Source organism: Streptomyces sp. NPDC058051 (assembly GCF_042885475.1).
Taxonomy (GTDB): domain Bacteria; phylum Actinomycetota; class Actinomycetes; order Streptomycetales; family Streptomycetaceae; genus Streptomyces.
Map to the genome: position 1 here is coordinate 117,198 of NZ_JBHVRW010000019.1, position 22,761 is coordinate 139,958.

Genomic DNA, 22,761 nt, shown 5'->3' on the forward strand with positions numbered 1-22,761 from the left:
CGCTGGACAGGGTTTTTCGTCGGAATTCGACGATACCGCCGGTCAAACGACATCGCAGAGGTTTCTCACCCTTCCGGGTCGGTGCGACACCGTGCTCACACCGGCCGGCAGCCGCCCGCTCCGGTCCGTCCGTCGCCGCGGAGTCCGACCGCTCACCGCCCGCATGCGGCACACTGGACGTTTGGCCGTTCCCGGCCGTCCCCGCAGCAGAAAGGGCTGACGCGCGTGACCGGACCCCTCATCGTCCAGAGCGACAAGACGCTGCTCCTGGAAGTCGACCACGACCAGGCGGACGCCTGCCGTCGTGCGATCGCGCCCTTCGCCGAGCTGGAGCGCGCGCCCGAGCACATCCACACCTACCGGCTGACGCCGCTCGGGCTGTGGAACGCGCGCGCCGCCGGGCACGACGCCGAGCAGGTGGTCGACGCGCTCGTGCAGTACTCGCGCTACCCCGTTCCGCACGCGCTGCTCGTCGACATCGCCGAAACGATGGCCCGGTACGGCCGCCTCACGCTCTCCAAGCATCCGGTGCACGGTCTGGTGCTGACCTCCACCGACCGGCCCGTACTGGAGGAGATCCTCCGGTCGAAGAAGGTCCAGCCGCTCGTCGGGGCACGGATCGACCCGGACACCGTGGCCGTGCACCCTTCGGAGCGCGGGCAGATCAAGCAGACGCTGCTGAAGCTGGGCTGGCCGGCGGAGGACCTCGCCGGGTACGTCGACGGCGAGGCGCACCGCATCGAACTGGCCGAGGACGGCTGGGCACTGCGGCCGTACCAGAGGCAGGCCGTCGAGGGCTTCTGGCACGGCGGCTCCGGTGTCGTGGTCCTGCCCTGCGGCGCGGGCAAGACGCTGGTCGGGGCCGGTGCGATGGCTGAGGCCAAGGCGACCACGCTGATCCTGGTGACGAACACCGTCTCGGCCCGGCAGTGGAAGCACGAGCTGGTGAAGCGGACCTCGCTGACCGAGGAAGAGATCGGTGAGTACAGCGGTACGCGCAAGGAGATCCGGCCGGTCACCATCGCCACGTACCAGGTGCTGACGACCCGCCGCAAGGGCGTCTACCCGCACCTGGAGCTGTTCGACTCCCGCGACTGGGGTCTGGTGATCTACGACGAGGTGCATCTGCTGCCCGCGCCCGTCTTCAAGTTCACCGCCGACCTCCAGGCCCGGCGGCGCCTCGGCCTCACCGCGACGCTGGTGCGTGAGGACGGCCGCGAGTCGGACGTCTTCTCACTGATCGGGCCCAAGAGGTTCGACGCGCCCTGGAAGGAGATCGAGGCCCAGGGCTACATCGCGCCCGCCGACTGCGTCGAGGTGCGCGTCAATCTGACGGACTCGGAGCGGCTCGCGTACGCGACGGCGGAGACCGAGGAGAAGTACCGGTTCTGCGCGACGACCGCGACGAAGCGGAACGTGACGGAGGCGCTGGTGCGCAGGCACCGGGGCGAGCAGACCCTGGTCATCGGGCAGTACATCGACCAGCTCGACGAGCTGGGTGAGCATCTGAACGCCCCGGTGATCAAGGGCGAGACGAGCAACGCCCAGCGCGAGAAGCTCTTCGACGCGTTCCGCGAGGGCGAACTCAGCGTCCTCGTGGTGTCGAAGGTCGCGAACTTCTCCATCGACCTCCCGGAGGCGACCGTCGCCATTCAGGTGTCGGGGACGTTCGGCTCACGGCAGGAGGAGGCGCAGCGGCTCGGCCGGGTGCTGCGGCCCAAGGCCGACGGGCACGAGGCGCGCTTCTACTCGGTGGTCGCCCGCGACACGATCGACCAGGACTTCGCGGCGCACCGCCAGCGGTTCCTGGCCGAGCAGGGGTACGCCTACCGGATCGTGGACGCGGACGAGCTGCTGGCCGAGGACTGAGGCCCGCGCGCGGGACGGTGGACGTCCGCGTTCTGCGCGTGCTCAGTGCGCGCGCCGGTGGACGCCTGCCTCCTGCGCCCGCGCGTGCTCAGTGCGCGCGCCGGTGGGCGTCCGCATGCTGCGCCCGCATGCGTTCAGTGCGCGCGCCGGTGGACGCCTGCCTCCTGCGCGTATTCACCGAGGACGGCCACGCCGAACGCGGCGCGGGCGTAGACCTTGACGGCGCGCAGGGCGTCGCCGACGAGGTGGTGGTACCGGTGACCGGTTGCCGCGGTCGCGCCGTGCGCGGGGCCGGTCCTGCGGGGGTTCAGAGAGACGGTGCTCATGTCTCCATGGTCCTGCGGTGGGCCCGTGCGGGCATCGGCCCGCGGTCGGAACCCGGGAGCGGTACGTGTAGGTCTCCGGTCGCATGCCGTCCCCTACGGGAAGGACCCGCCGCCGACGGACCCGCTACGGGACGGACCCGCTACGGGACGGACCCGCTACGGGACGGACCCGCTACGGGACGGCCCGGCCACGGGGAGAGGCGCGTCCGGCCGAAGGCCGGGCCCGGTCACGGACCGCGGCGGCACGGGGCGGGGCCGGCGGCAAACCGTTCGACCCCTACGGGAGCGGTCGATAGACTCGCAGGTCTGCCCGCCTCCCGCACCGTGGTACCGGCCGTCGCCGGCAGCCGGGGGAGCGCCGCCGACCGGACGGAAACCGGCCGACAGCCGTACGCGCACCTGCGTGCGTATCCCGTGACCGATCCCCGAGCGGACCGCATCGCCCCGAACCGTGACCGGGGCGAGGTGCGGCCCGCCGTCCTGCGTTGAAAAGCCGGAGGCAACACCGTGCCCGCGCACGCCTACGAAAGCGACACCACCACCGATCCCCTGGCTCGTGAACGCGCCCATCTCGCCGCGTCCCGCTCCGCGTTGCGTGCCATGCGCGAGGACGCCCAGGCCCTCGACATCCGCGACGTCACCGCGAACTGGGTCAACGCGGTCGTCCTGCAGGGCCAGATCGACGCGCGCATCAAGTCCCTCGCCGATCTCGCCCACACCCCGCTCTTCTTCGGCCGCCTGGACTATCTGCACCCGGTCGGTGCCGAGCAGGCGGAGGGTTCGCCGAAGGAGGCGGCGCACGGCGCCCCGGCCGAGGGCGGCGGGGAGCCGAGGGAGGGCGAGCAGTTCTACATCGGGCGACGCCACGTCCACGACGCCAACGGCGACCCGATGGTGATCGACTGGCGTGCGCCCGTCTCGCAGCCGTTCTACCGGGCCTCCAGGAAGGACCCCCAGGACGTCGGCCGGCGCCGCCGCTTCGGCTACACCGGAGGCGAGCTGACCGCGTACGAGGACGAGCACCTCGACGACCCCACGGAGGCCGAGCAGACCAGCAAACTCCTCCAGGCCGAGATCGAGCGGCCGCGTGTCGGTCCGATGCGTGACATCGTCGCGACGATCCAGCCCGAGCAGGACGAGATCGTCCGCAGCGGCCTCGGCGGAACAGTCTGCGTACAGGGCGGGCCCGGCACCGGCAAGACGGCCGTCGGCCTGCACCGTGTCGCGTATCTGCTGTACGCGCACCGCGAACGCCTCGCCCGTACCGGCACGCTGGTCATCGGGCCGAACCGCTCCTTCCTCCACTACATCGAGCAAGTGCTCCCGGCCCTCGGCGAGTTGGAGGTGCGGCAGGCGACCGTCGACGACCTGGTGACGGCCCACATCGAGGTGCGCGGCACGGACACGGCGGCCGCCGCCGTCGTCAAGGGCGATGCCCGGATGGCCGAAGTGCTGCGCCGGGCGATCCGTTCGCATGTGACGCTTCCGACGGAGCCGGTGATGGTGGTGCGCGGTTCGCGCCGCTGGCGGGTGCCCGCGTACGAGCTGGAGGAGATCGTCACCGAGCTGCTGGCCCGCGACATGCGGTACGGGGCCGCCCACGAGGCGCTTCCGCAGCGCATCGCGCATGCCGTCCTGGTCCGGATGGAGGAGGCCGGCGAGGCGCCCGACGACCGGGTGCAGAACGCGGTGGCCCGCAACCCCGCCGTGAAGGCGGCCGTGAAGGAGATCTGGCCGGTCGTCGAACCGGCCAAGCTGGTGCTGCGGCTGCTGGCGGACGCGGACTTCCTGGCCGCGCACGCGGAGGGGCTGCTCACCGAGGACGAGCAGAAGACGATCCTGTGGACGAAGGCGGTCCGGAGCGTGAAGTCCGCGAAGTGGTCGGCGGCGGACGCGGTGCTGATCGATGAGGCGAGCGACCTGGTGGCGCGTACGCACTCGCTCGGCCACGTCGTGCTCGACGAGGCGCAGGACCTGTCCCCCATGCAGTACCGGGCGGTGGGCCGCCGCTGCACGACGGGCTCGGCGACGGTCCTCGGCGACCTCGCGCAGGGCACGACGCCGTGGTCGACGGAGAGCTGGGCGCAGGCGCTGCACCACCTGGGCAAGCCGGACGCTCTGGTGGAGGAGCTGACGGCGGGCTTCCGTGTGCCGCGCGAGGTGATCGCGTACGCGTCACGGCTGCTGCCGTCGATCTCGCCCGGCCTCGCGGCGGTGGAGTCGGTGCGCGAGTCGCCGGGTTCGCTGGAGGTGCGGAGCGTGGGCGATCCGGCGGAGCTGGACGCGGTGGTGCTGGCGGCGTGCGAGGAGTCGCTGGCGCGCGAGGGGTCGATCGGGCTGATCGCTGCGGACGCGCGGATTCCGGCGCTGGCGGACGCGTTGGCCGCGGCAGGCCGCTCGTATCTGTCCCCCGGTGAGGAGACGACCGCCGAGTCCCGGCTGACCCTGGTTCCGGCGACGCTGGCGAAGGGGCTGGAGTACGACTACGTGGTACTGGACGAGCCGGCCGCGGTGGTCGACGGCGAGCCGGACGAGCGGACGGGGCTGCGGCGGCTGTACGTGGCACTGACACGTGCGGTGTCGGGGCTGACGGTGGTGCACGCGGCGGACATGCCGGGGGAGCTGGCGTAGCGGGAGATCGGGGGAGCGGGGGAGCGGGAGAGCGGGAGAGCGGGGGAGCGGGGGAGCCGACGGAGGGCCGGGAGCCGGGGAATGGCGTAGGGGCGGGGGCGCTGACGGAGGGCCGACAGCCGTGCGCCGGCGTAGGGGCGAGGGCGGGGGAGCCGCCGTCGGGTCGGTGCGGGTGGGCGTGCCTGGGGCGGGCCTGGTTCGGCCGGTGGTGCCCGGGGGCGGGCCCTGGAAACCGCCGGGCGGGGTGGCCCCAGGACCCTCGGGACGCCGATGGCATCCCCTCGGTCCGGGACCACCGGGCGCCCGGCCCTACGCGTCGAGGACCGTCCGCCACTCCCGTACCGCCGCGGCGTCCACCGGGCCCGCCCAGCCCTTCGGGCGTGCGGCGCCGCCGATGTGGACGGCGTCGATGCCCGCGGCCAGCAGCTCCGGCAGGTGTTCCAGGCGGAGCCCGCCGCCCACCAGGATCTGCGGCTCGTACCCGGGGGCGCCCTTGCGCGCCGCCTCGACCAGCAGCGTCGGGATGCCGTCGTCGACCCCCTTCGGCGAACCCGCCGTGAGGTAGGTGTCCAGGCCCGGCATGTCCGCCAGCTGTTTGCGCAGGGCGTCCCGGTCGGCGGCCCGGTCGATGGCGCGGTGGAAGGTCCAGTCGCAGCCGTCCAGCTCGGCGACGAGGCGTTCCACGGCGACCAGGTCCGCCTGGCCCTCGGCGTCGAGGAAGCCCAGGACGAATTCCTCGGCGCCCGCCGCCCGCAGCTCGCGCGCCCTGGCCACGAGCGCATCGATGTCGCCGGCCGCGAAGCCGTCCGCCAGCCTGAGCATCACCCGCAGTGGAATGTCCACCGCCGCCCGGATCTCCGCGAAGGTCGCACACGACGGGGTCAGGCCGTCCGCCGCCATGTCGGTGACCAGCTCAAGCCGGTCCGCACCACCCGCCTGAGCAGCGACCGCGTCCTCCGCGTCGAGAGCGATCACCTCCAGGACTGCACGGTTGCTCATGGGATCCCATCCTCCAGGAAACAGCGATACGTCAACAGGTCTAGTCCAATGGCCAGCCTACGGGGCGGTAGCCCGAGGGCGCAGCCTCCACGCGGTGTGGAGATATGTGAGGTCGGGCGCATATCAGGCGATCGGGTGCATGCGCCCGGGGTCCGGTGACGGGCCGGTGGCGGACCGGCCTTGCGTTCCATAGGGGTGGGGGGTATACCTGAATGAGTAATGCATACCCCCTAGGGGTATCAGGATCTCCGGCAGGGAGGACACCGTGTCCGCGCACACCGCCACAACCGGCACCAGCACCGGCCCCGGCACAACCACCGGCACCACCGTGGAGGTCGAGCTCGCGATCGGCGGCATGACCTGCGCGTCCTGCGCGGCCCGTATCGAGAAGAAGCTCAACCGGATGGACGGTGTCGAGGCCACCGTCAATTACGCCACCGAGAAGGCCAAGGTCGGCTACCGGGGCGAGGACGTGTCCGTGCGGGATCTGATCGCCACCGTCGAGAAGACCGGCTACACCGCGCAGGAGACCGCTGCCCGGTCCCGTGCCGAGGACGGCTCCGCCGCCGCGGAGACCGACGAGCTGCGGCCTCTGCGGCAGCGGCTGCTCACCGCCGTCGTGCTCGCCGTGCCGGTGATCGCCCTGTCGATGGTTCCCGCGCTCCAGTTCGACTACTGGCAGTGGCTCGCGCTGATTCTGACGGTCCCCGTCGTCACGTACGCCGCATGGCCCTTCCACCGTGCCGCCTGGACGAACGCCAGGCACGGCGCGGCCACGATGGACACCCTGATCTCGGTCGGCACCTCGGCCGCGTTCCTGTGGTCGGTGTGGGCGTTGTTCTTCGGCACGGCGGGCATGGTCGGCATGACCCATCCGTTCGAGCTGACCATCGGCCGCGGCGACGGCGCGGGGAACATCTATCTGGAGGCCGCCGCCGGAGTCACCGCGTTCATCCTCGCCGGGCGCTACTTCGAGGCCCGTTCCAAGCGAAAGGCGGGCGCGGCTCTCAGGGCGCTTCTGGAGCTCGGCGCCAAGGAGGTGACCGTGTTGCGCGGCGGCCGTGAGGTGACCGTGCCGACCGCCGGCCTCCGGGTCGGTGACCGGTTCCTGGTCCGGCCCGGCGAGAAGATCGCCACGGACGGCACCGTCGTCGAGGGCGCGTCGGCGGTGGACGCCTCCATGCTCACCGGCGAGTCCGTACCCGTGGAGGTCGGTGTCGGTGACTCCGTCGCCGGGGCCACGCTCAACGCGGGCGGACGGCTCGTCGTCGAAGCCACCCGGGTCGGCGCCGACACCCAGCTGGCCCGGATGGCGAAGCTCGTCGAGGACGCGCAGAACGGCAAGGCCGCGGCGCAGCGTCTCGCGGACCGGATCTCCGCCGTGTTCGTGCCCGTGGTGCTGGTGCTCGCGCTGGGCACCCTGGTCGTGTGGCTGCTCGTCACGGGGGACGTGACCGCCGCGTTCACCGCCGCGGTCGCCGTACTGATCATCGCCTGCCCCTGCGCCCTGGGTCTGGCCACCCCCACCGCCCTCATGGTCGGCACGGGGCGCGGCGCCCAGCTCGGCATCCTGATCAAGGGCCCGGAGGTCCTGGAGACCACCCGGCGCGTCGACACCGTCGTCCTCGACAAGACCGGCACGGTCACCACCGGCCGGATGACCCTGCTGGACGTGCACACGGCGGACGGCACGGACGAGGGTGAGGTGCTGCGGATCGCGGGCGCCCTGGAGCACGCCTCCGGACACCCCGTCGCGCGCGCCGTCGCCGCCGGAGCCGCCGAACGCACCGGCAGCCCGCTCCCCGTCCCCGAGGACTTCACCGACCTCGCGGGCCTCGGTGTCCAGGGCGTCGTCGAGGGCCACGCCGTTCTTGTGGGCCGCGAACAGTTGCTCGCCGAGTGGGAGATCGGCCTTCCGGCCGGTCTGGCACGGCGGAAGGCGGCGGCGGAGGCTGCGGGACGTACGGCCGTCGCGGTCGCCTGGGACGGCGAGGCGCGGGCGGTCCTCGAAGTCGCCGACGCGGTGAAGGACACCAGCGCGGAGGCCGTCGAGCGGCTGCGGGCCCTCGGCCTGACCCCGATCCTGCTCACCGGCGACAACCGGGCGGTGGCCGAGGCGGTCGCGGCCGAGGTCGGCATCGGGACGGTGTACGCGGAGGTCATGCCGCAGGACAAGGTCGACGTCGTCAAGGGCCTCCAGGCCGAGGGCCGTTCGGTCGCCATGGTCGGCGACGGGGTCAACGACGCCGCCGCCCTCGCCACCGCCGATCTCGGCCTGGCGATGGGCACGGGCACGGACGCCGCGATCGAGGCCGGTGACCTGACGCTGGTACGGGGCGACCTGCGGGCCGCGGCGGACGCCATCCGGCTCGCCCGCAGAACGCTGGGCACCATCCGTACGAACCTGTTCTGGGCCTTCGCGTACAACGTGGCCGCTCTGCCGCTGGCCGCGGCCGGGCTCCTCAACCCGATGATCGCGGGCGCGGCGATGGCCTTCTCGTCGGTCTTCGTGGTCGGCAACTCGCTGCGGCTGCGGGGATTCCGGGCAGCCGCGTAGGGCGGGGCGGGTGACTGCGTACGACGGTGCGGGCCGCCGCGCAGGGCCGTCGCAGGCCGCGGAGGTCGCAGGTCGCCGCAGGGGCGGAGGTATCAGGTGGCCGCGGGGGGCAGAAGTCTCAAGTGGCCCCAGGGCCGGGGCGGCCGGCGTGGGTCCTCAGCCCGCCCGCACGAAGCGCACCGGGGTTCCCGGCACCGCCTGTGCCGCCCCCGCGAGCGCGGTTTCGTGCACCACACCGGCGACCGGGTAACCCCCGGTCGTCGGATGGTCGTTGAGGAAGACCACCGGGCGTCCGTCCGGCGGCACCTGAAGGGCGCCGAGCACCATCCCCTCACTGGGCAGTTCGTCCTCGCGGGCGCGTGCCAGGGCCGGGCCCTCCGTACGCAGGCCGATCCGGTTGCTGTGCGGTGAGACCCGGTACGTGGCCGTGGTGAGCGTGCGCAGCGCCTCGTCCGTGAACCAGGTGTGGCGGGGGCCGAGGCTCAGGGGAAGGACGAGTGCGGTGGGCACGCCCGGCCACGGCACGGCGTCGGTGCCGAAGGGGCTCGGCGTCCCGTGCCCCAGGGGCAGTACGTCCCCCTCGCGCAGCGGGGCCGGGCCCAGCCCGGAGAGCAGGTCGGCGGACCTGCTGCCCAGCACCGGTTCCGGCAGCAGGCCGCCGCCGAACGCCAGATAGCTGCGCAGGCCCCTTACGGCGGGGCCTGCGTCGAGCACCGCGCCCGCCGGTACGCGCACGGGTGCCCCCCAGGCCACGGGCCGCCCGCCGACCGTGACCCGGCAGGGCGCCCCGCCGACGACGGCGACCACGGACCGGTCCGGGCGGACCGCACAGCCGGTGACCGTCGTCTCCAGCAGTGCCGCGTCCGACGGGTTCCCGGCCAGGCGGTTGGCCAGGAGGCGGGCCGGTGCGTCGAGCGCGCCGGCGCGCGGCACCCCGAGGTGTGCCCAGCCGGTGCGGCCCGCGTCCTGAACGGTGGTCAGGGCGCCGGCCCGGACCACCTCGATGGAGCCGGTCACGGCCGCACCTCCGCCGCGACGAAGCGCACCCGCGCCCCGGGGGTCAGCAACGCGGCCGGTTCGCGGGCCGGGTTCCACAGCTCGCCCGGCTCGGGCATCCGCCCGATGAGCTGCCAGCCGCCGGGCGACGGGCGGGGGTACACCCCGGTGTACGCCCCCGCGACGGCGAGCGCACCGGCCGGCACCCTGGTGCGCGGGGTCGCGCGGCGCGGCAGGTGCAGGTGTTCGGGGAGGCCGGTGAGGTAGCCGAAGCCGGGGGCGAACCCGCAGAAGGCCACCCGGAATTCGGTCCCGGCGTGGATGCGCGGCACGTCGGCGACGGTGACGCCCCAGGCCGCCGCGACGTCGTCGAGGTCCGGGCCGTCGTAGACGACGGGGATCTCGACGCCGTTGCCGGTGTCACGTCGCAGCGGCGGTATCGGCCAGGAGACGAGGGTGCGAGCGAGCCGCGCGGTGCCGTCCGGGGAGCGGTCCGCGATGCCGTCGAGCAGAACGGTCCGGGCGCCGGGAACGATCTCGCGTACGACGGGCAGCTCACCGAGCGCCCGCCGTCGCAGCAACTCGGCGTGGAAGGCCTCGGCGTGTTCACCGGACGGCAGCTCGACGAGCAGCGCTCCCGGTCCGGCGGGAAGAACCTCGATGCCGGCTCCGACGCCGCGCGCCCGCGCGCTCACGCGAACGCCCGCACGGCCACGCCCGCTTCTTCCAGCGCCGTCCTGATCCTGCGGGCCAGCGCCGCCGCGCCCGGGGTGTCGCCATGGACGCAGAGCGAGCGCGCCGCGACCGGTATCCGGCTGCCGTCGGACGCGGTGACGCCCCGGTCCACCGCCATGCCGACACTCCGGCGTACGACGTCGTCCTCGTCGTGCACCACCGCGCCGGGCTCGCGGCGCGGGACCAGGGTGCCCTGGGGGGTGTAGGCGCGGTCGGCGAAGGCTTCCTCGACCGCTGTGAGGCCCGCGGCCCCGGCGTGGGCGAGCAGGCGCGAACCGGGGAGTCCGAGGACCGCCAGGTCTCCGCCGGCCAGCCGGACCCCCCCGACCACGGCCGCGGCCTGGTCGTCGTCCCAGACGGCGCGGTTGTAGAGGGCGCCGTGCGGTTTGACGTACGAGACCGTGGAGCCCGCCGCTTCGGCGAAGACCCGCAGGGCGCCGATCTGGTAGGCGATCTCGGCGGTCAGCTCGGCGGGCGGCACGTCCATGGAGCGGCGTCCGAAGCCGGCCAGATCGCGGTAGGCGACCTGGGCGCCGATCCGTACGCCCCTGGCGGCGGCGGTGTCGCAGACCCGCCGCATCACGGAGGCGTCGCCCGCGTGGAACCCGCACGCCACGTTGGCGCTGGTGACGCAGCCGAGCAGCGCGTCGTCATCGGTGAGGGTCCAGTGTCCGAACCCTTCGCCGAGATCCGCGTTGAGATCCATCGGGTTCGCCGGGCTCACCGGGCTCACCGGGTTCGTCAGATCCGTCACGGGCGCACGCTAGCGATTGTTCAACAATCCGACAAGACCCGACTTGGGGCGTGAGACAGCCGTACGGTTCACTGGGCCCGGACCGCGCACCGGAAGAAGCGCGCGACGCCGTCGGGCTGCGAGGCAACGGGACGCCAGGACGGCAGGGCGCCAGGACGGCAGGGCGTCAGGGCAGCAAGGCGGCAGGGCGCCACGGCAGCAAGGCGGCAGGGTGTCAGGGCGGCACGGCGACGGAGCAACGAGCAGGGGACGGGGCATGGCGGGGACTGCGGGCGGCGGCCGGATCGTTCCGGATCTCTCGGACCTGGCCGCGGACAGCGCCTCCCCGGCTCGGTCCGGCACCGCCTCCCCGGCTCGGTTCGGCACCGCCGAGCGGGTCGCCGCCATCCTGCGGGACCGGATCGCCGAAGGGTACTTCCCGCCGGGCAGCCGGCTCTCCGAGGAGAGCATCAGCGGCGCCCTCGCCGTGTCCAGGAACACCCTGCGCGAGGCGTTCCGGCTGTTGTCGCACGAACGCCTCCTGGAACACCGCCTCAACAAGGGTGTCTTCGTGCGCATCCTCGCGGTCCACGATCTGGTGGACATCTACCGGGTCCGGATGCTCGTCGAGTGCGCCGCGCTGCGGACGCTGGGGGAGCCGCCGTACGACCTGACGGCTGTCGAGGCCGCCGTGTCGACGGGGGAGCGGGCCGCGCAGTCGGACGACTGGCCCGTCTGCTCGACCGCCAATATCCGCTTCCACCAGGCCCTGACCGGCCTCGCGAAGAGCCCCCGCACGGACGAGCTGATGCGCAGCGTCCTCGCCGAGCTGCGGCTGGCCTTCCACGTGATGGCCGACCCGCGCCGCTTCCACGAGCCCTACCTGACCCGGAACAGGGAGATCGCGGACCGGCTGGCCGAGGGTGACGCGGCGGGTGCCGAGCGGATGCTGGCCCTCTACCTGGAGGATTCGCGGCGCCAGTTGGCGGAGGCGTACGCGGAGCGCCTGACCGGGCTGTAGTGCCCGGTGCGTGCGGCACGACGTGACACTTCCACCCCGAGGTGTCACGTCCGTACAACACCCCACCCCCCGGAAGGCCGCTGACCGCCCGGGGGGCGTCCGTCCCTGGCCATGGGACAGCCCGCACGTACAGCCCGTAGGGTCGTTCCATGACCGACCGCCCGCACGGACACAGCGCCGGCGCCTCTCTCCGCGACCGCTGGCAGGAAGCGCTCATCGGCGCCCGGGGCACGGCATCCGGGCCCGACCCCCTGCCGTACGCCGACCGTCTGCTGGTCCACTGGGCCGAGCCGCAGCGGCGCTACCACACCACCGCGCACCTGGTCGCTGTGCTCGATCACATCGACGCACTCGCCGGATACGCGGCCGACGCGGACGCCGTGCGCCTCGCAGCCTGGTTCCACGACGCGGTCTACCGGCCCGACCGGTCCGAGAACGAGGAACGCAGCGCCGCCCTCGCCGAACGTGCCCTGCCGGAGGCCGGCGTACCGGCCGACGTCACGGCCGAGGTCGCCCGGCTCGTCCGCCTCACCGTCACCCACGATCCGGCGGACGGCGACACCAACGGCGAGGTGCTGTGCGATGCGGATCTGGCCATTCTGGCGTCGGACCCGAAGGAGTACGCGGCCTACGCGGCGCAGGTGCGCGAGGAGTACGGCTTCGTGCCCGACGACCTGTTCCGGGAGGGGCGGGCGGCCGTGCTCCGTCAGCTGCTCGGGCTGCCGCGCCTGTTCCGTACACCGCACGGGGTGGCCCAGTGGGAGCCGCGGGCACGACAGAACCTGCTGACCGAGTGGGAACTGCTCAGCCGCTGAGCACGCGGCGGGACGGCGGCCGGAAACCGGCAGGGGCGGATGACGACGGGAAGGGGTCCGGGAATGCGCCGCCCGTAGTGGCTGTTGCGAGCTGTCATGCCCGACTCTCCCGCACGCCGCTCCCGCATGCCCCTTGCCGTCTACATCCTGGGCCTCTCGGTCTTCGCCCTGGGCACCAGTGAGTTCATGCTCTCCGGCCTGCTGCCGCCCATCGCCGAAGACATGAACGTGTCCATCCCCCGGGCCGGGCTTCTCATATCCGCCTTCGCGATCGGCATGGTGATCGGCGCCCCGCTGCTCGCCGTCGCCACGCTCCGGCTGCCGCGCCGCACCACCCTGATCACCCTGATCTCCGTCTTCGGCCTCGGCCAGGTCGCCGGTGCGCTCGCGCCGACGTACGAGGTGCTCTTCGCCTCCCGTGTCGTGAGCGCCTTCGCCTGTGCCGGGTTCTGGGCGGTGGGGGCGGCGGTCGCCATCGCGATGGTGCCGGTGAACGCCCGGGCCCGTGCGATGGCCGTGATGATCGGCGGCCTGTCCATCGCCAACGTGCTGGGCGTGCCCCTGGGGGCCTTTCTGGGGGAGAACCTCGGCTGGCGGTCGGCGTTCTGGGCCGTGGGCGCGGCGTCCGCCGTGGCGCTGGTCGGCGTGACGACACTGATCCCGCGCATTCCGATGCCGGAGCAGAGGCCGCAGCTCAGGCAGGAGATGAGCATCTTCCGGGACCGGCAGGTGTGGTTGTCGATCGTGATCACGGCGCTCGCGGCGGGCGGTGTCTTCTGCGCGTTCAGCTATCTGGCGCCGCTGCTCACGGACGTCGCCGGGCTGGACTCGGGCTGGGTGCCGACCGTGCTCGCCCTGTTCGGGATCGGTGCGCTGGTCGGTACGACGATCGGCGGCCGGGTCGCGGACGCGCACCTCTTCGGCGTGCTGATGAGCGGAATCGCGGCGTCGACGGTCTTCCTGATCGCGTTGGCGCTGCTCGCGTCGAACCAGGTCGCCGCGGTCGGGCTCTCGTTCCTGCTCGGCCTGTCGGCGTTCTACACGGCTCCGGCACTGAACGCCCGGATGTTCAATGTCGCGGGCGCCGCTCCGACGCTGGCGGGTGCGACGACGACGGCCGCGTTCAACCTGGGCAACACGGGCGGCCCCTGGCTGGGCGGCACGGTGATCGACGCGGACTTCGGCTTCGAGGCGACCGCGTGGGCGGGAGCGGCGATGACGGTGGTGGCGCTGGTGGCCGTGGTGTTCTCGCTGCGTCTGCACAGCGGAGGCCGGTCGCGACGGGTGACCGGATCGTCCGTCGCAGCCGCGGCGGACGTGCCGGCCAGGACGTCGGAGACATCACCCGCGGCGTAGGCGAGAAGAGCGGTCCGCGGAGGCACGGAACGCCGCCCGGGCCGTACGAACAGCACGACGCGTCCCCGTCGGCCGTACGAAGAGCACGACGCGTCCGCCCGGCCGTACGAAGAGCACGACGCATCCCTCCCCGGTCGTACGAAGAGCACGGCCGGGGCGCCGAGAGCGCGGTGGGGCATGGCACTCAGCGGCCGGGAGCCGGACGCCCCTTGGGCCGTCGCAGTCCGGCCGCCGTGATCCGGCGGACGAGTTCCTTCGAGCCGATCTGCCGCGCCCCGGCTCGTACCGCGTCCTCGTAGCGCGATTCCGGTACGTCGTAGTGGTCGCGCTCGAACGCGCGTGGCGGGCAGCCGATGGAGGCCGCGAAGGCGTGCAGTTCGTCGAAGGACACATCGCTGACCAGATGCGACCAGAGCCGCCCGTGCCCCGGCCAGTCCGGCGGGTCGATGTAGACCGTCACCGCCGCAGTATCCCGCCCAGCGAACCGACCGGTGCGACGGCCACGGCCGCTTTGGAGCACACCCAGTGCGGGTCCGGGCCCAGCTCCGGTTCGACGTCCAGGGCGTGCGGGTCTCCCGCGTCGCAAACCGGGCAGAGCGGCCACCGCCCGTACCGTTCGAGCAGGGCGTCCTGCACGTCCTGAGCGACGAGGCCGACGACGAACGACGCGCCGTCGGGCCACTGCTCGACCCACCAGCGGCGGTGGGTGACCGCGTCCTCGACCAGCGAGACGATCCCGGCCTCGGCAACGTCACCTGCGGCGAGATCGGCCATGACCAGCGCGCGGGCCGTGTGCAACGCCTGTTCCAGGGGATTCATCTCCATGCGCCCATTGTCGCCCCGCCCGCGAACCCGCTTCTCGCACCCGCGCGCACCATTTCCGCGCTGTCTGAAGGGTTACCGGACGGGGCTGCCGGACGGGCCGCCGGAGGTGAAGCGGAGACACTCCCGGATGCCGAGTCGGAGGAAGGGACCAAAGGGGGGTTGACGGACACCCCGGTTGAAAATATCTTTCAAAGGTGACCCGTGATGTGAAGGAAAGTTTCAGCGCTGACTCGCCGCCCGCGCCGGCGGCGCTCGCGGCCAAGGTGCGTACGCTCGCGCCGTCCATGACCCGCTCCATGCAGCGCGTCGCCGAGGCCGTCGCCGGTGACCCCGCAGGCTGCGCCGCCCTCACGGTCACAGGTCTCGCCGAACTCACGGGCACCAGCGAGGCGACCGTGGTCCGCACGGCCCGCCTCCTCGGTTACCCGGGCTATCGCGATCTGCGCCTGGCGCTCGCCGGGCTCGCCGCGCACCAGCAGTCGGGCCGGGCCCCGTCCGTCACCGCGGACATAGCGGTCGACGACCCGATCGCCGATGTGGTCGCCAAGCTGGCCTACGACGAACAGCAGACCCTCGCCGACACGGCCGCAGGGCTCGACACCGTCCAGCTCGGTGCCGCGGTCGCCGCCGCCGCCACCGCCCGGCGCATCGACATCTACGGTGTGGGCGCCTCCTCCCTCGTCGGCCAGGACCTGGCGCAGAAGCTGGCCCGTATCGGGCTGATCGCGCACGCCCACATGGATCCGCACCTCGCGGTGACCAACGCAGTGCAGCTCCGCTCCGGCGACCTGGCCATCGCGATCACGCACTCCGGCTCCACCGTCGACGTCATCGAACCGCTGCGGGTCGCCTTCGACCGCGGTGCGACGACGATCGCGATCACCGGCCGGCCCGACGGCCCCGTGACCCAGTACGCCGACCACGTGCTGACCACGTCCACCGCCCGGGAGAGCGAGCTGCGGCCCGCCGCCATGTCGAGCCGCACGAGCCAACTGCTCGTCGTGGACTGCCTGTTCATAGGCGTCGCTCAGCGCACGTACGAAACGGCCGCACCGGCACTCTCCGCCTCCTACGAGGCGCTGGCCCACCGCCACACGCCACGTCCACGCTGACCCCGCCCCGAACCGCCCCGGCAACGACCGGCCCACGAACCGCCCCCGACCACGAACCGCACCCGCCCCGTAGCCGCACCCGCCCCGTAGCCGCACCCGCATCTGCACCCGCACCCGCACCCGCTGAACCGTACGAGATCGAGAAAGCAGAGCCGCTCTCCATGACCTCCAGCACCGGCGCCGACACCACCCCCGACGGATACGGGGAACTGCGCGCCCAGCTCGACACCCTCACCACCGAGGCGTTCCGGCCCGAGCTCGCCGAGATCGACCGCCTGGGCACGCTCGACATAGCCCGCATCATGAACGGCGAGGACCAGGCCGTCCCGTCGGCCGTCGCCGCCCGGCTGCCCGAGATCGCCGCCGCGATCGACGGCACCGCGGAGCGCATGGCCCGCGGTGGCCGACTGATCTACGCGGGGGCGGGCACCGCGGGCCGGCTCGGCGTGCTGGACGCCAGCGAGTGCCCACCCACCTTCAACACCGACCCGTCCGAGGTCATCGGCCTGATCGCGGGCGGCCCGTCCGCCATGATCAAGGCCGTCGAGGGCGCCGAGGACAGCAAGGAGCTGGCAGCCGCCGACCTCGACGCCCTGGGCCTCACCGCCGACGACACCGTGGTCGGCATCTCCGCCTCCGGCCGTACCCCGTACGCGATCGGCGCAGTCGAGCACGCCCGCACCAAGGGCGCACTGACCATCGGGCTCTCCTGCAACGCGGACTCCGCGCTGGGCGCCGCGGCCGAGCACGGCATCGAGATCGTCGTCGGCCCGGAACTGCTCACCGGCTCCACCCGGCTCAAGGCGGGCACGGCCCAGAAGCTCGTCCTCAACATGATCTCGACGATCACGATGATCCGGCTCGGCAAGACGTACGGGAATCTGATGGTCGACGTCCGCGCCTCCAACGAGAAGCTGCGGGCCCGCTCCCGTCGCATCGTCTCGCTCGCCACCGGAGCAGCCGACGAGGAGATCGAGGCCGCCCTCGCCGCGACCGACGGCGAAGTGAAGAACGCCATTCTCACCATCCTCGGCAGGGTCGACGGCCCCGCCGCCGCCACCCTGCTGTCCGCGTCCGAAGGCCACCTCCGGGCCGCCCTCGCCGCAGCCCCCCGCACGACCACCTGACCCACCGGCTCCACCCCCGCACAGCAAGTTGCCACGCACCATGGCAACAGAAGACAAGAACCGCGCCACGGCCGCCGCGATCCTTCCGCTCGTCGGTGGCGCCGCCGACGTCAGCTCCATCGCCCACTGCATGACCCGGCTCCGGCTGGGCCTGCACGACCGCTCACTCGTCGACGACGAGGCCCTGAAGGCGATACCCGCCGTCATGGGCGTGGTCGAGGACGACACGTACCAGATCGTCCTCGGCCCGGGCACCGTCGCCCGGGTCACGGCCGGAGTTCGAGCAGCTGGTGGAAGAGGGCAGACCCTCTTTGGTCTCCACCTCGGTCTCTCCACGGCCATCGGCCCGTCCGGCTGGGCCCTGTTCCCCTCCTCGACGGCGACCACGGCCTGGGCACCACGATCGCGATCTACGGGGGCGGGCTGCTGGTCGGCTACCTCGCCGGCTTCCTCGCGACGTACTTCTTCGGTTTCGGCAAGGACCTGCTGGCGGAGTTCAACGTCTCGCGGGAACCGGCGGGCTCCACCGCCGTGACAACGGGCCCGGCAGCCCCGACGACCGGCCCGGACACCCCGACGAAGGAACCGGCCGGAGTCTGACCCCGGCCCGCGGACACGCGTGAGGGGCGCCACCCGGCACCCGGGTCGTTGTTGGTGACCAACAGCGTCCCGCGTGTCGCTGCCGCCCCTCATCCGCGCGGCGCGCCCCCCTCGGGCACGTCCAGTTCGCGCCATGTCTGCAGCAGGCAGTCCCACGGGTGGCCTGCGGAAACCTGGTCGTTCTCGACCAGCGCGGCAGGCATCGCGGATCCCTTCTCCTGCGGCCTGTGCGTGGGGGCGCGGATCGACGGTTCCGCGGCAGTCCACCACTCCCGCGTGCGTCCCACGATCGTGTGACGCACGCACCGAGCCGTCCCCGTCCGCTCCCTCCCGTCACAGCTGTGGTGCCCGCCGTGCTCAGTCGCTGGGCACGGCCGCTGGGCACGGCCGCTGGGCACGGCCGCTGGGCAACCCCGGCGTTACCGCTGGGGCGACCCCGCCCGGACGGACCGCACCACGCCCGCCGCGGCGATCAGGAAGCCCACCCCCATCAGCATGCACAGCGACCACGCGATGGGCGGCAGCGGATGGGTGCCGAGGAACAGCGGGGCCATGGTGGCCAGCGTGGCCAGGGCGCCGATGAGGAAGACGATCGCGCCGATCCGGACGAGCCGGTCACCTGCGCCAGAAGGAGTAGTGCTCACCCCGTCAGGGTAGTGGCCCGCGCCGGCGGTCCCGGCGCACGCCCGCACCCGCGGCCCCACAGCATGGTGGACCACGCACAAACCGAGCATGGTTTCTGGACAGCGGGCCGGATGACCAGGCTTGACGAGGGGTACGTCCCCTGGGGAGGCTTCTGCCAGCAGGGGAGCACCACCACTGGATAGCCTGACCTGCTGAGGCTTTGTTCCGGCGTACGGGTTGAGATGGGGTGCGTGCTTTGCCGACTGGCAAGGTCAAGTGGTTCAACAGCGAGAAGGGCTTCGGCTTCCTCTCCCGCGATGACGGCGCTGACGTCTTCGTGCACTCCTCGGTGCTCCCCGACGGTGTCGACGCACTCAAGCCCGGCCAGCGCGTCGAATTCGGTGTCGTCGCAGGCCAGCGCGGAGACCAGGCACTCTCGGTGGCGATCCTGGACCCGACTCCGTCCGTCGCGGCCGCGCAGCGCCGCAAGCCGGACGAACTCGCGTCCATCGTGCAGGACCTGACCACCCTGCTGGAGAACATCACTCCGATGCTGGAACGCGGGCGCTACCCCGACAAGGCGGCAGGCAAGAAGATCGGCGGCCTGCTGCGCGCGGTCGCCGACCAGCTCGACGTCTGAAGACGTCTGAAGACGTCTCAACCGGACCTCGGACCTCGGAAGTCGGAAGTCGGAAGTCGACAGACCTCGGACGTCGCCGGATCTCAGACGAACGACAGCGCGTCCGGGCCGAGGGGCGGTACCAGCCCCTCGGCCGCCGCGCGTGTCAGCAGTCCGCGGATCGCCGCGTAGCCGTCCTCGCCGAGGTCGGCGGTGAACTCGTTGACGTACAGCCCGATGTGCTGGTCCGCCACGGCCGGGTCCATCTCCTGCGCGTGTTCCAGCACGTAGGGCCGTGACACCTCCGGGTCGTCCCAGGCCATCCGTACCGAGGTGCGCACCGACTCGGCGAGCAGCTTCAGCGTGTCCGCGCCCAGTGACCGCTTGGCGATGATCGCGCCCAGCGGGATCGGCAGCCCGGTCGTCTCCTCCCAGTGCCGGCCCATGTCGGCGAGGTTGTGCAGGCCGTAGTTCTGGTACGTGAAGCGGGCCTCGTGGATGACGAGACCGGCGTCCACCTTCCCGTCGCGCACGGCGGGCATGATCTCGTCGAACGGCATGACGACGATCTCGCCGACCCCGCCCGGCACCACTTCCGCCGCCCACAGCCGGAACAGCAGATACGCGGTGGAACGCTCGCTGGGCACGGCGACGGTCTTTCCGGTCAGATCCGTGCCCACCTCCCTCGTGAGGACGAGCGGTCCGCACCCCCGGCCCAGGGCCCCGCCGCACGGCAGCAGCGTGTACTCGTCGAGTACCCACGGCAGCACCGCGTACGAGACCTTGAGCATGTCGAGTTCGCCGCGCTCGGCCATTCCGTTGGTGAGGTCGATGTCCGCGAAGGTGACATCGAGGGCGGGCGCGCCGGGAACCCTTCCGTGCGCCCAGGCGTCGAAGACGAAGGTGTCGTTCGGGCACGGCGAGAAGGCGATGTTCAGCGGCGCGCCGGGCAGGTCGTGCGTCGTGTCGGTCATGGTGGGTTCAACCTTCCAGTACGGGGACGAGCTTCCCGAACGCCCCGGTGAGCGCGGCCAGTGCCTCGCCGATGCGCCAGGCGCTCCGGTCGCGCGGGCCGACGGCGTTCGACACCGCTCTCAGTTCCAGCACCGGTGTGCCCGTCCGTTCGGCGGCCTCGGCGACACCGAAGCCCTCCATGGCCTCGGCGGCGGCGTGCGGGTGCGCGGCGATCAGGGCGGCGGCGCGCTCGGCGCTGCCGGTCACGGTGGAGACGGTGAGGACCTCGCCGGTGAGCGCGCCGGTGGCGGTGGCCACGTCGCGGACCAGCGCCGGCGACGGCGTGAACCGGTCGCGGCCGAAGCCCAGACCGGTGACGGGCACGAAGCCCTCGGGCGTCTGCGCACCCAGATCCGCCGCGACGATTCCGCTCGCCACGACGAGCGAGCCGACGGGGGCGGTGGGCACGAACCCGCCGCCGATGCCGGCCGAGACGACGAGGTCGTACGGTCCGCGGGCGAGGCCGAAGGCCGTCGCGGCGGCTGCGGCGGCCGGTCCGGCGCCGCCTGCGAGGACATCGACGACACCACGGCCGCCGGGGCCGCCCACGCGGTGCAGCTCGGCGCCGGGTACCTGGCGCACGGTCATGTCCGGCCCGTCCCCGAACGCACGCGTGACCGCGTCCCGTTCTGCGGGGACAGCGGTCACGACGAGCACACGCACGGGGGAGATCCTCCGGGGCCGGGAGGGGGTCAGGAGGTCTTCTTCAGCTCGAAGTGCCAGATGCCGATGAGGTTCTTGCCCTTGGTCTCCACGATGCTGATCTGCGTCTTGTCCGTGGTCTCGCCGGTCTGGCTGGAGAAGAAGGCGCTGCCCGGGATGGACCGGTAGGTCTTCTTGTACGGCTCCTGCTCGGCCTGCTGGCCGTTGATGAACAGCGTCCAGCCGTTGTCCGCGATCTCCGGGTCGACGCCGAAGCGGACCTTGTCGTCCATCGCGACCTTGACGGACTTCTCCGCCTTCATGTTCAGGCAGCCCTGGAGTTTCGACGTCTTGATGGCCTTGCCGTCGTTGTAGCAGGACGCCTCGGTGCTCACCGAGTTGCCGCCGACCGTTACGGTCGCGAGCGGCGTCGGCTTGTCGCAGGCGGAGAGGACGAGAAGTCCTGCGGACACGGCACCAAGAGCGACGCCGATTCGGCGGCCCTTACCGGAGAAGAACGCAACGGTCATGGGCCGAAGGTTATCGGTCGCTCCGGCTCACGCCACGCGGGGGTGCGGCGAGCCGCGCCGCGCGGCGCTCAGCAGCCCCCGTACGGACGTGACGGCGCCGAGGGCGAGGAGGCTCGCGGCGACGGACATGCCCAGTACGCCGTTGAGGGGGAGGGCGATGCCGATGCCGCCGCCGACGACCCATGCCATCTGGAGCACGGTCTCGGACCGGGCGAACGCGGAGGTCCGTACCTCCTCCGGCACGTCGCGCTGGATCATCGCGTCCAGCGACAGCTTCGACAGGGCCTGGGTGAAGCCCGCGGTCGCGCTGAGCGCGGCGACCATGACGGTGCTGAAGAAGAGCGCGGCGAGCACGGCGACGCCCAGGGCCAGGGACAGCACGGAGGCGACGATCACCTCGGGGCCGCGGGCCCGGAGCCAGGCACCGACCGCCGTACCGAGCGCGTTGCCCAGCCCGGCCGCCACGCCGGCGATGCCGAGCGAGACGGCGGCGCTCTGCCCGGCGAGCGGCTGCTCACGGAGCAGGAACGCCAGGAAGAAGATGAGGAAGCCGGAGAGTGCGCGGTGCGCGCTGTTGGCCTGGAGCCCGTTCAGCACGGACGGCCCCACGGACCGCAGCCCGGGCCGCTTCTCGCCGTTCCTCTCCCGGCCCCTTGCCCTTCTGTTCCACCTGTTCCACCTCGGCCCGTTCCTCCTCGGCTCGGGCCGTGGCGGTGTCACGTCGTACGTCGGCACCAGTCGGGCCCTGCGCTCGCCCTTCGCGGAGTCGACCTTGGGCGGCAGGGTGAAGGCGAGGACGGTCCCCGCGGCGAAGATCACAGACGCGCCGTACAGCGGCCAGGACGGCCCGAGGAGGTGCAGCCCTGCGCCGACCGGGGCGGCGAGCCCGGTGGCCAGGAGCCCGGCCAGGGTGACCCGGGAATTCGCCTTCACCAGGGAGAAGCGGGGCGGCAGCAGGCGCGGCACGACAGCGCTGCGTACGACTCCGTACGCCTTCGAGCAGACCAGGACGCCGAGCGCGGCCGGATACAGCTCCAGGCCGCCGGTGGCGACCGCGCCCGACATGGTGAGCGCGAGGACCGCACGGGCCAGCATCGCGCCGGCCATCGCGGCGCGGCGGCCGTGCGGCAGACGGTCCAGGAGCGGGCCGATCACGGGAGCGAGGAGGGTGAAGGGCGCCATGGTGATGGCGAGGTAGAGGGCGACCCGGCCGCGGGCCTCGTCCGTCGGCACGGAGAAGAACACCGTCGAGGCGAGCGCCACGGTGATCATCACATCGCCCGCGCCGTTCACCGCGTGCAGCTCGATCAGTTTGCCGAGCCCCGACTCCCCGGCGCCGTGGGCGTGCGTCGCCTTCCGGATACCTCGTGCGGTGCCGGTGAACGGGGTGCGCAGGGCATGACCGATCGCCCGGCCCGTCCTGCGGAACGGGCCGGGATCCTTGTGCGACCGGGCGGAAGTCACTTCGTCATAGTGCCCCAGTCCCGCCGGTGGCGAACCGGGACGGGCGCGGGGGCGCGGCGCACTCCGCCCTGTCGGGTCAGTGACCGGCCCGGACACGGCCGGTCACGTTCGGGGTCTTTCGGCCGGAGTGACGGTTCAGGGGCGGACTTCGTGCGGACCGCGGCAC

The 22,761-nt window shown here is 72.5% G+C and carries 22 protein-coding genes and 1 pseudogene; 10 read left to right on the plus strand and 13 right to left on the minus strand.

All coding sequences use genetic code 11. The features are described from left to right. Positions 1 to 225 precede the first annotated feature (225 nt). Positions 226 to 1,869, plus strand: coding sequence for a DNA repair helicase XPB (locus ACFVUT_RS26730; protein ID WP_389654729.1), 1,644 nt, complete (start codon positions 226 to 228; stop codon positions 1,867 to 1,869). A 134-nt stretch (positions 1,870 to 2,003) separates the two neighbouring features. Here the strand turns inward: ACFVUT_RS26730 and ACFVUT_RS26735 are convergent, their stop codons facing one another. After that, positions 2,004 to 2,195, minus strand: coding sequence for a hypothetical protein (locus ACFVUT_RS26735; RefSeq protein WP_389654727.1), 192 nt, complete (start codon positions 2,193 to 2,195; stop codon positions 2,004 to 2,006). 507 nt (positions 2,196 to 2,702) lie between these two features. Between ACFVUT_RS26735 and ACFVUT_RS26740 the strand changes: the two genes are divergently transcribed. Continuing rightward, on the plus strand, positions 2,703 to 4,826 hold the full coding sequence (locus tag ACFVUT_RS26740) for a HelD family protein (protein WP_389654725.1): 2,124 nt from the start codon (positions 2,703 to 2,705) through the stop codon (positions 4,824 to 4,826). A 309-nt stretch (positions 4,827 to 5,135) separates the two neighbouring features. Here ACFVUT_RS26740 and ACFVUT_RS26745 read toward each other — a convergent pair whose 3' ends face one another. Further along, positions 5,136 to 5,825 carry a copper homeostasis protein CutC gene (locus ACFVUT_RS26745; protein ID WP_389654723.1) on the minus strand — a complete coding sequence of 230 codons (690 nt, stop codon included), beginning with the start codon at positions 5,823 to 5,825 and terminating at the stop codon, positions 5,136 to 5,138. A gap of 265 nt (positions 5,826 to 6,090) precedes the next feature. Here ACFVUT_RS26745 and ACFVUT_RS26750 point away from each other — a divergent pair, with 265 nt between their 5' ends. Continuing rightward, on the plus strand, positions 6,091 to 8,382 hold the full coding sequence (locus ACFVUT_RS26750) for a heavy metal translocating P-type ATPase (protein ID WP_389654721.1): 2,292 nt from the start codon (positions 6,091 to 6,093) through the stop codon (positions 8,380 to 8,382). 156 nt (positions 8,383 to 8,538) lie between these two features. On the opposite strand, the gene ACFVUT_RS26755 is transcribed toward ACFVUT_RS26750, so the two are convergent. The 3 genes from ACFVUT_RS26755 to ACFVUT_RS26765 are packed head-to-tail and all read right to left on the minus strand — an operon-like array spanning position 8,539 to position 10,819. Continuing rightward, positions 8,539 to 9,399 (minus strand): biotin-dependent carboxyltransferase family protein, encoded by an 861-nt coding sequence (locus tag ACFVUT_RS26755; RefSeq protein ID WP_389654719.1) that lies wholly within the window; start codon positions 9,397 to 9,399, stop codon positions 8,539 to 8,541. After that, a complete protein-coding gene (locus tag ACFVUT_RS26760; RefSeq protein ID WP_389654717.1) occupies positions 9,396 to 10,073 on the minus strand; it encodes an allophanate hydrolase subunit 1 in 678 nt (225 codons plus the stop codon). The genes ACFVUT_RS26755 and ACFVUT_RS26760 overlap by 4 nt, the downstream gene beginning before the upstream one ends. Continuing rightward, entirely contained in the window at positions 10,070 to 10,819 is a 750-nt protein-coding gene (locus tag ACFVUT_RS26765) for a LamB/YcsF family protein (RefSeq protein ID WP_389654928.1), read from the minus strand. Before ACFVUT_RS26765 ends, ACFVUT_RS26760 begins: the two co-directional genes overlap by 4 nt. 304 nt (positions 10,820 to 11,123) lie before the next feature. On the opposite strand from ACFVUT_RS26765, the gene ACFVUT_RS26770 reads away from it, so the two are divergent. The 3 genes from ACFVUT_RS26770 (at position 11,124) to ACFVUT_RS26780 (ending at position 14,038) form a co-directional block, all read left to right on the plus strand. After that, positions 11,124 to 11,867 carry a GntR family transcriptional regulator gene (locus ACFVUT_RS26770; RefSeq protein ID WP_389654715.1) on the plus strand — a complete coding sequence of 248 codons (744 nt, stop codon included), beginning with the start codon at positions 11,124 to 11,126 and terminating at the stop codon, positions 11,865 to 11,867. 149 nt (positions 11,868 to 12,016) lie between these two features. Further along, the gene (locus ACFVUT_RS26775; protein ID WP_389654713.1) at positions 12,017 to 12,682 is read left to right on the plus strand and encodes a hypothetical protein; all 666 of its coding nucleotides are present in this window, start codon (positions 12,017 to 12,019) and stop codon (positions 12,680 to 12,682) included. Between the two features lie 126 nt (positions 12,683 to 12,808). Then, positions 12,809 to 14,038 carry a Cmx/CmrA family chloramphenicol efflux MFS transporter gene (locus ACFVUT_RS26780; protein ID WP_389654926.1) on the plus strand — a complete coding sequence of 410 codons (1,230 nt, stop codon included), beginning with the start codon at positions 12,809 to 12,811 and terminating at the stop codon, positions 14,036 to 14,038. A 184-nt stretch (positions 14,039 to 14,222) separates the two neighbouring features. On the opposite strand, the gene ACFVUT_RS26785 is transcribed toward ACFVUT_RS26780, so the two are convergent. Together ACFVUT_RS26785 and ACFVUT_RS26790 are read right to left on the minus strand one after the other, a co-directional pair. Then, the gene (locus ACFVUT_RS26785; protein ID WP_389654711.1) at positions 14,223 to 14,498 is read right to left on the minus strand and encodes a DUF4031 domain-containing protein; all 276 of its coding nucleotides are present in this window, start codon (positions 14,496 to 14,498) and stop codon (positions 14,223 to 14,225) included. Continuing rightward, a complete protein-coding gene (locus ACFVUT_RS26790) occupies positions 14,495 to 14,863 on the minus strand; it encodes a hypothetical protein (protein WP_389654709.1) in 369 nt (122 codons plus the stop codon). Before ACFVUT_RS26790 ends, ACFVUT_RS26785 begins: the two co-directional genes overlap by 4 nt. A gap of 194 nt (positions 14,864 to 15,057) precedes the next feature. Here ACFVUT_RS26790 and ACFVUT_RS26795 point away from each other — a divergent pair, with 194 nt between their 5' ends. From ACFVUT_RS26795 to ACFVUT_RS26805, 3 genes and pseudogenes are all read left to right on the plus strand, one after another. Beyond that, entirely contained in the window at positions 15,058 to 15,975 is a 918-nt protein-coding gene (locus ACFVUT_RS26795; protein ID WP_389654707.1) for a MurR/RpiR family transcriptional regulator, read from the plus strand. A 161-nt stretch (positions 15,976 to 16,136) separates the two neighbouring features. Next, positions 16,137 to 17,102, plus strand: a complete 966-nt coding sequence (murQ, locus tag ACFVUT_RS26800; protein ID WP_389654705.1) for an N-acetylmuramic acid 6-phosphate etherase — start codon at positions 16,137 to 16,139, stop codon at positions 17,100 to 17,102. 40 nt (positions 17,103 to 17,142) lie between these two features. After that, positions 17,143 to 17,458, plus strand: a pseudogene (locus tag ACFVUT_RS26805) (PTS glucose/sucrose transporter subunit IIB); the annotation flags it as partial. A gap of 333 nt (positions 17,459 to 17,791) precedes the next feature. On the opposite strand, the gene ACFVUT_RS26810 reads toward ACFVUT_RS26805, so the two are convergent. Continuing rightward, complete coding sequence (locus ACFVUT_RS26810; protein WP_389654703.1) at positions 17,792 to 18,004, minus strand: hypothetical protein; 213 nt, start codon at positions 18,002 to 18,004, stop codon at positions 17,792 to 17,794. Between the two features lie 117 nt (positions 18,005 to 18,121). Then, positions 18,122 to 18,346, minus strand: coding sequence for a hypothetical protein (locus ACFVUT_RS26815; protein ID WP_389654701.1), 225 nt, complete (start codon positions 18,344 to 18,346; stop codon positions 18,122 to 18,124). Positions 18,347 to 18,582: 236 nt separating this feature from the next. Between ACFVUT_RS26815 and ACFVUT_RS26820 the strand changes: the two genes are divergently transcribed. Next, positions 18,583 to 18,966, plus strand: coding sequence for a cold-shock protein (locus tag ACFVUT_RS26820; RefSeq protein ID WP_389654699.1), 384 nt, complete (start codon positions 18,583 to 18,585; stop codon positions 18,964 to 18,966). A gap of 83 nt (positions 18,967 to 19,049) precedes the next feature. Here the strand turns inward: ACFVUT_RS26820 and ACFVUT_RS26825 are convergent, their stop codons facing one another. From ACFVUT_RS26825 to ACFVUT_RS26840, 4 genes are read right to left on the minus strand one after another with little or no spacing between them, the layout of a single operon-like run. After that, a complete protein-coding gene (locus ACFVUT_RS26825; protein WP_389654697.1) occupies positions 19,050 to 19,919 on the minus strand; it encodes a 1,4-dihydroxy-6-naphthoate synthase in 870 nt (289 codons plus the stop codon). Between the two features lie 7 nt (positions 19,920 to 19,926). Next, positions 19,927 to 20,622: a futalosine hydrolase gene (locus ACFVUT_RS26830; protein ID WP_389654695.1), complete on the minus strand. Its 696-nt coding sequence runs from the start codon at positions 20,620 to 20,622 to the stop codon at positions 19,927 to 19,929. Between the two features lie 29 nt (positions 20,623 to 20,651). Beyond that, positions 20,652 to 21,131 carry a DUF2771 domain-containing protein gene (locus tag ACFVUT_RS26835; RefSeq protein ID WP_389654693.1) on the minus strand — a complete coding sequence of 160 codons (480 nt, stop codon included), beginning with the start codon at positions 21,129 to 21,131 and terminating at the stop codon, positions 20,652 to 20,654. A gap of 27 nt (positions 21,132 to 21,158) precedes the next feature. Then, a complete protein-coding gene (locus ACFVUT_RS26840) occupies positions 21,159 to 22,595 on the minus strand; it encodes an MFS transporter (RefSeq protein ID WP_389654691.1) in 1,437 nt (478 codons plus the stop codon). Positions 22,596 to 22,761 lie beyond the last annotated feature (166 nt).

What these genes read in the sequence shown, in the direction of transcription:
- ACFVUT_RS26790 (WP_389654709.1), bottom strand. Translation starts at nt 14,863, where the DNA reads ATGGAGATGAATCCCCTGGAACAGGCGTTGCACACGGCCCGCGCGCTG.
- ACFVUT_RS26775 (WP_389654713.1), top strand. Translation starts at nt 12,017, where the DNA reads ATGACCGACCGCCCGCACGGACACAGCGCCGGCGCCTCTCTCCGCGAC.
- ACFVUT_RS26735 (WP_389654727.1), bottom strand. Translation starts at nt 2,195, where the DNA reads ATGAGCACCGTCTCTCTGAACCCCCGCAGGACCGGCCCCGCGCACGGC.
- ACFVUT_RS26745 (WP_389654723.1), bottom strand. Translation starts at nt 5,825, where the DNA reads ATGAGCAACCGTGCAGTCCTGGAGGTGATCGCTCTCGACGCGGAGGAC.
- ACFVUT_RS26770 (WP_389654715.1), top strand. Translation starts at nt 11,124, where the DNA reads ATGGCGGGGACTGCGGGCGGCGGCCGGATCGTTCCGGATCTCTCGGAC.
- ACFVUT_RS26835 (WP_389654693.1), bottom strand. Translation starts at nt 21,131, where the DNA reads ATGACCGTTGCGTTCTTCTCCGGTAAGGGCCGCCGAATCGGCGTCGCT.
- murQ (WP_389654705.1), top strand. Translation starts at nt 16,137, where the DNA reads ATGACCTCCAGCACCGGCGCCGACACCACCCCCGACGGATACGGGGAA.
- ACFVUT_RS26825 (WP_389654697.1), bottom strand. Translation starts at nt 19,919, where the DNA reads ATGACCGACACGACGCACGACCTGCCCGGCGCGCCGCTGAACATCGCC.
- ACFVUT_RS26780 (WP_389654926.1), top strand. Translation starts at nt 12,809, where the DNA reads ATGCCCCTTGCCGTCTACATCCTGGGCCTCTCGGTCTTCGCCCTGGGC.
- ACFVUT_RS26765 (WP_389654928.1), bottom strand. Translation starts at nt 10,819, where the DNA reads ATGGATCTCAACGCGGATCTCGGCGAAGGGTTCGGACACTGGACCCTC.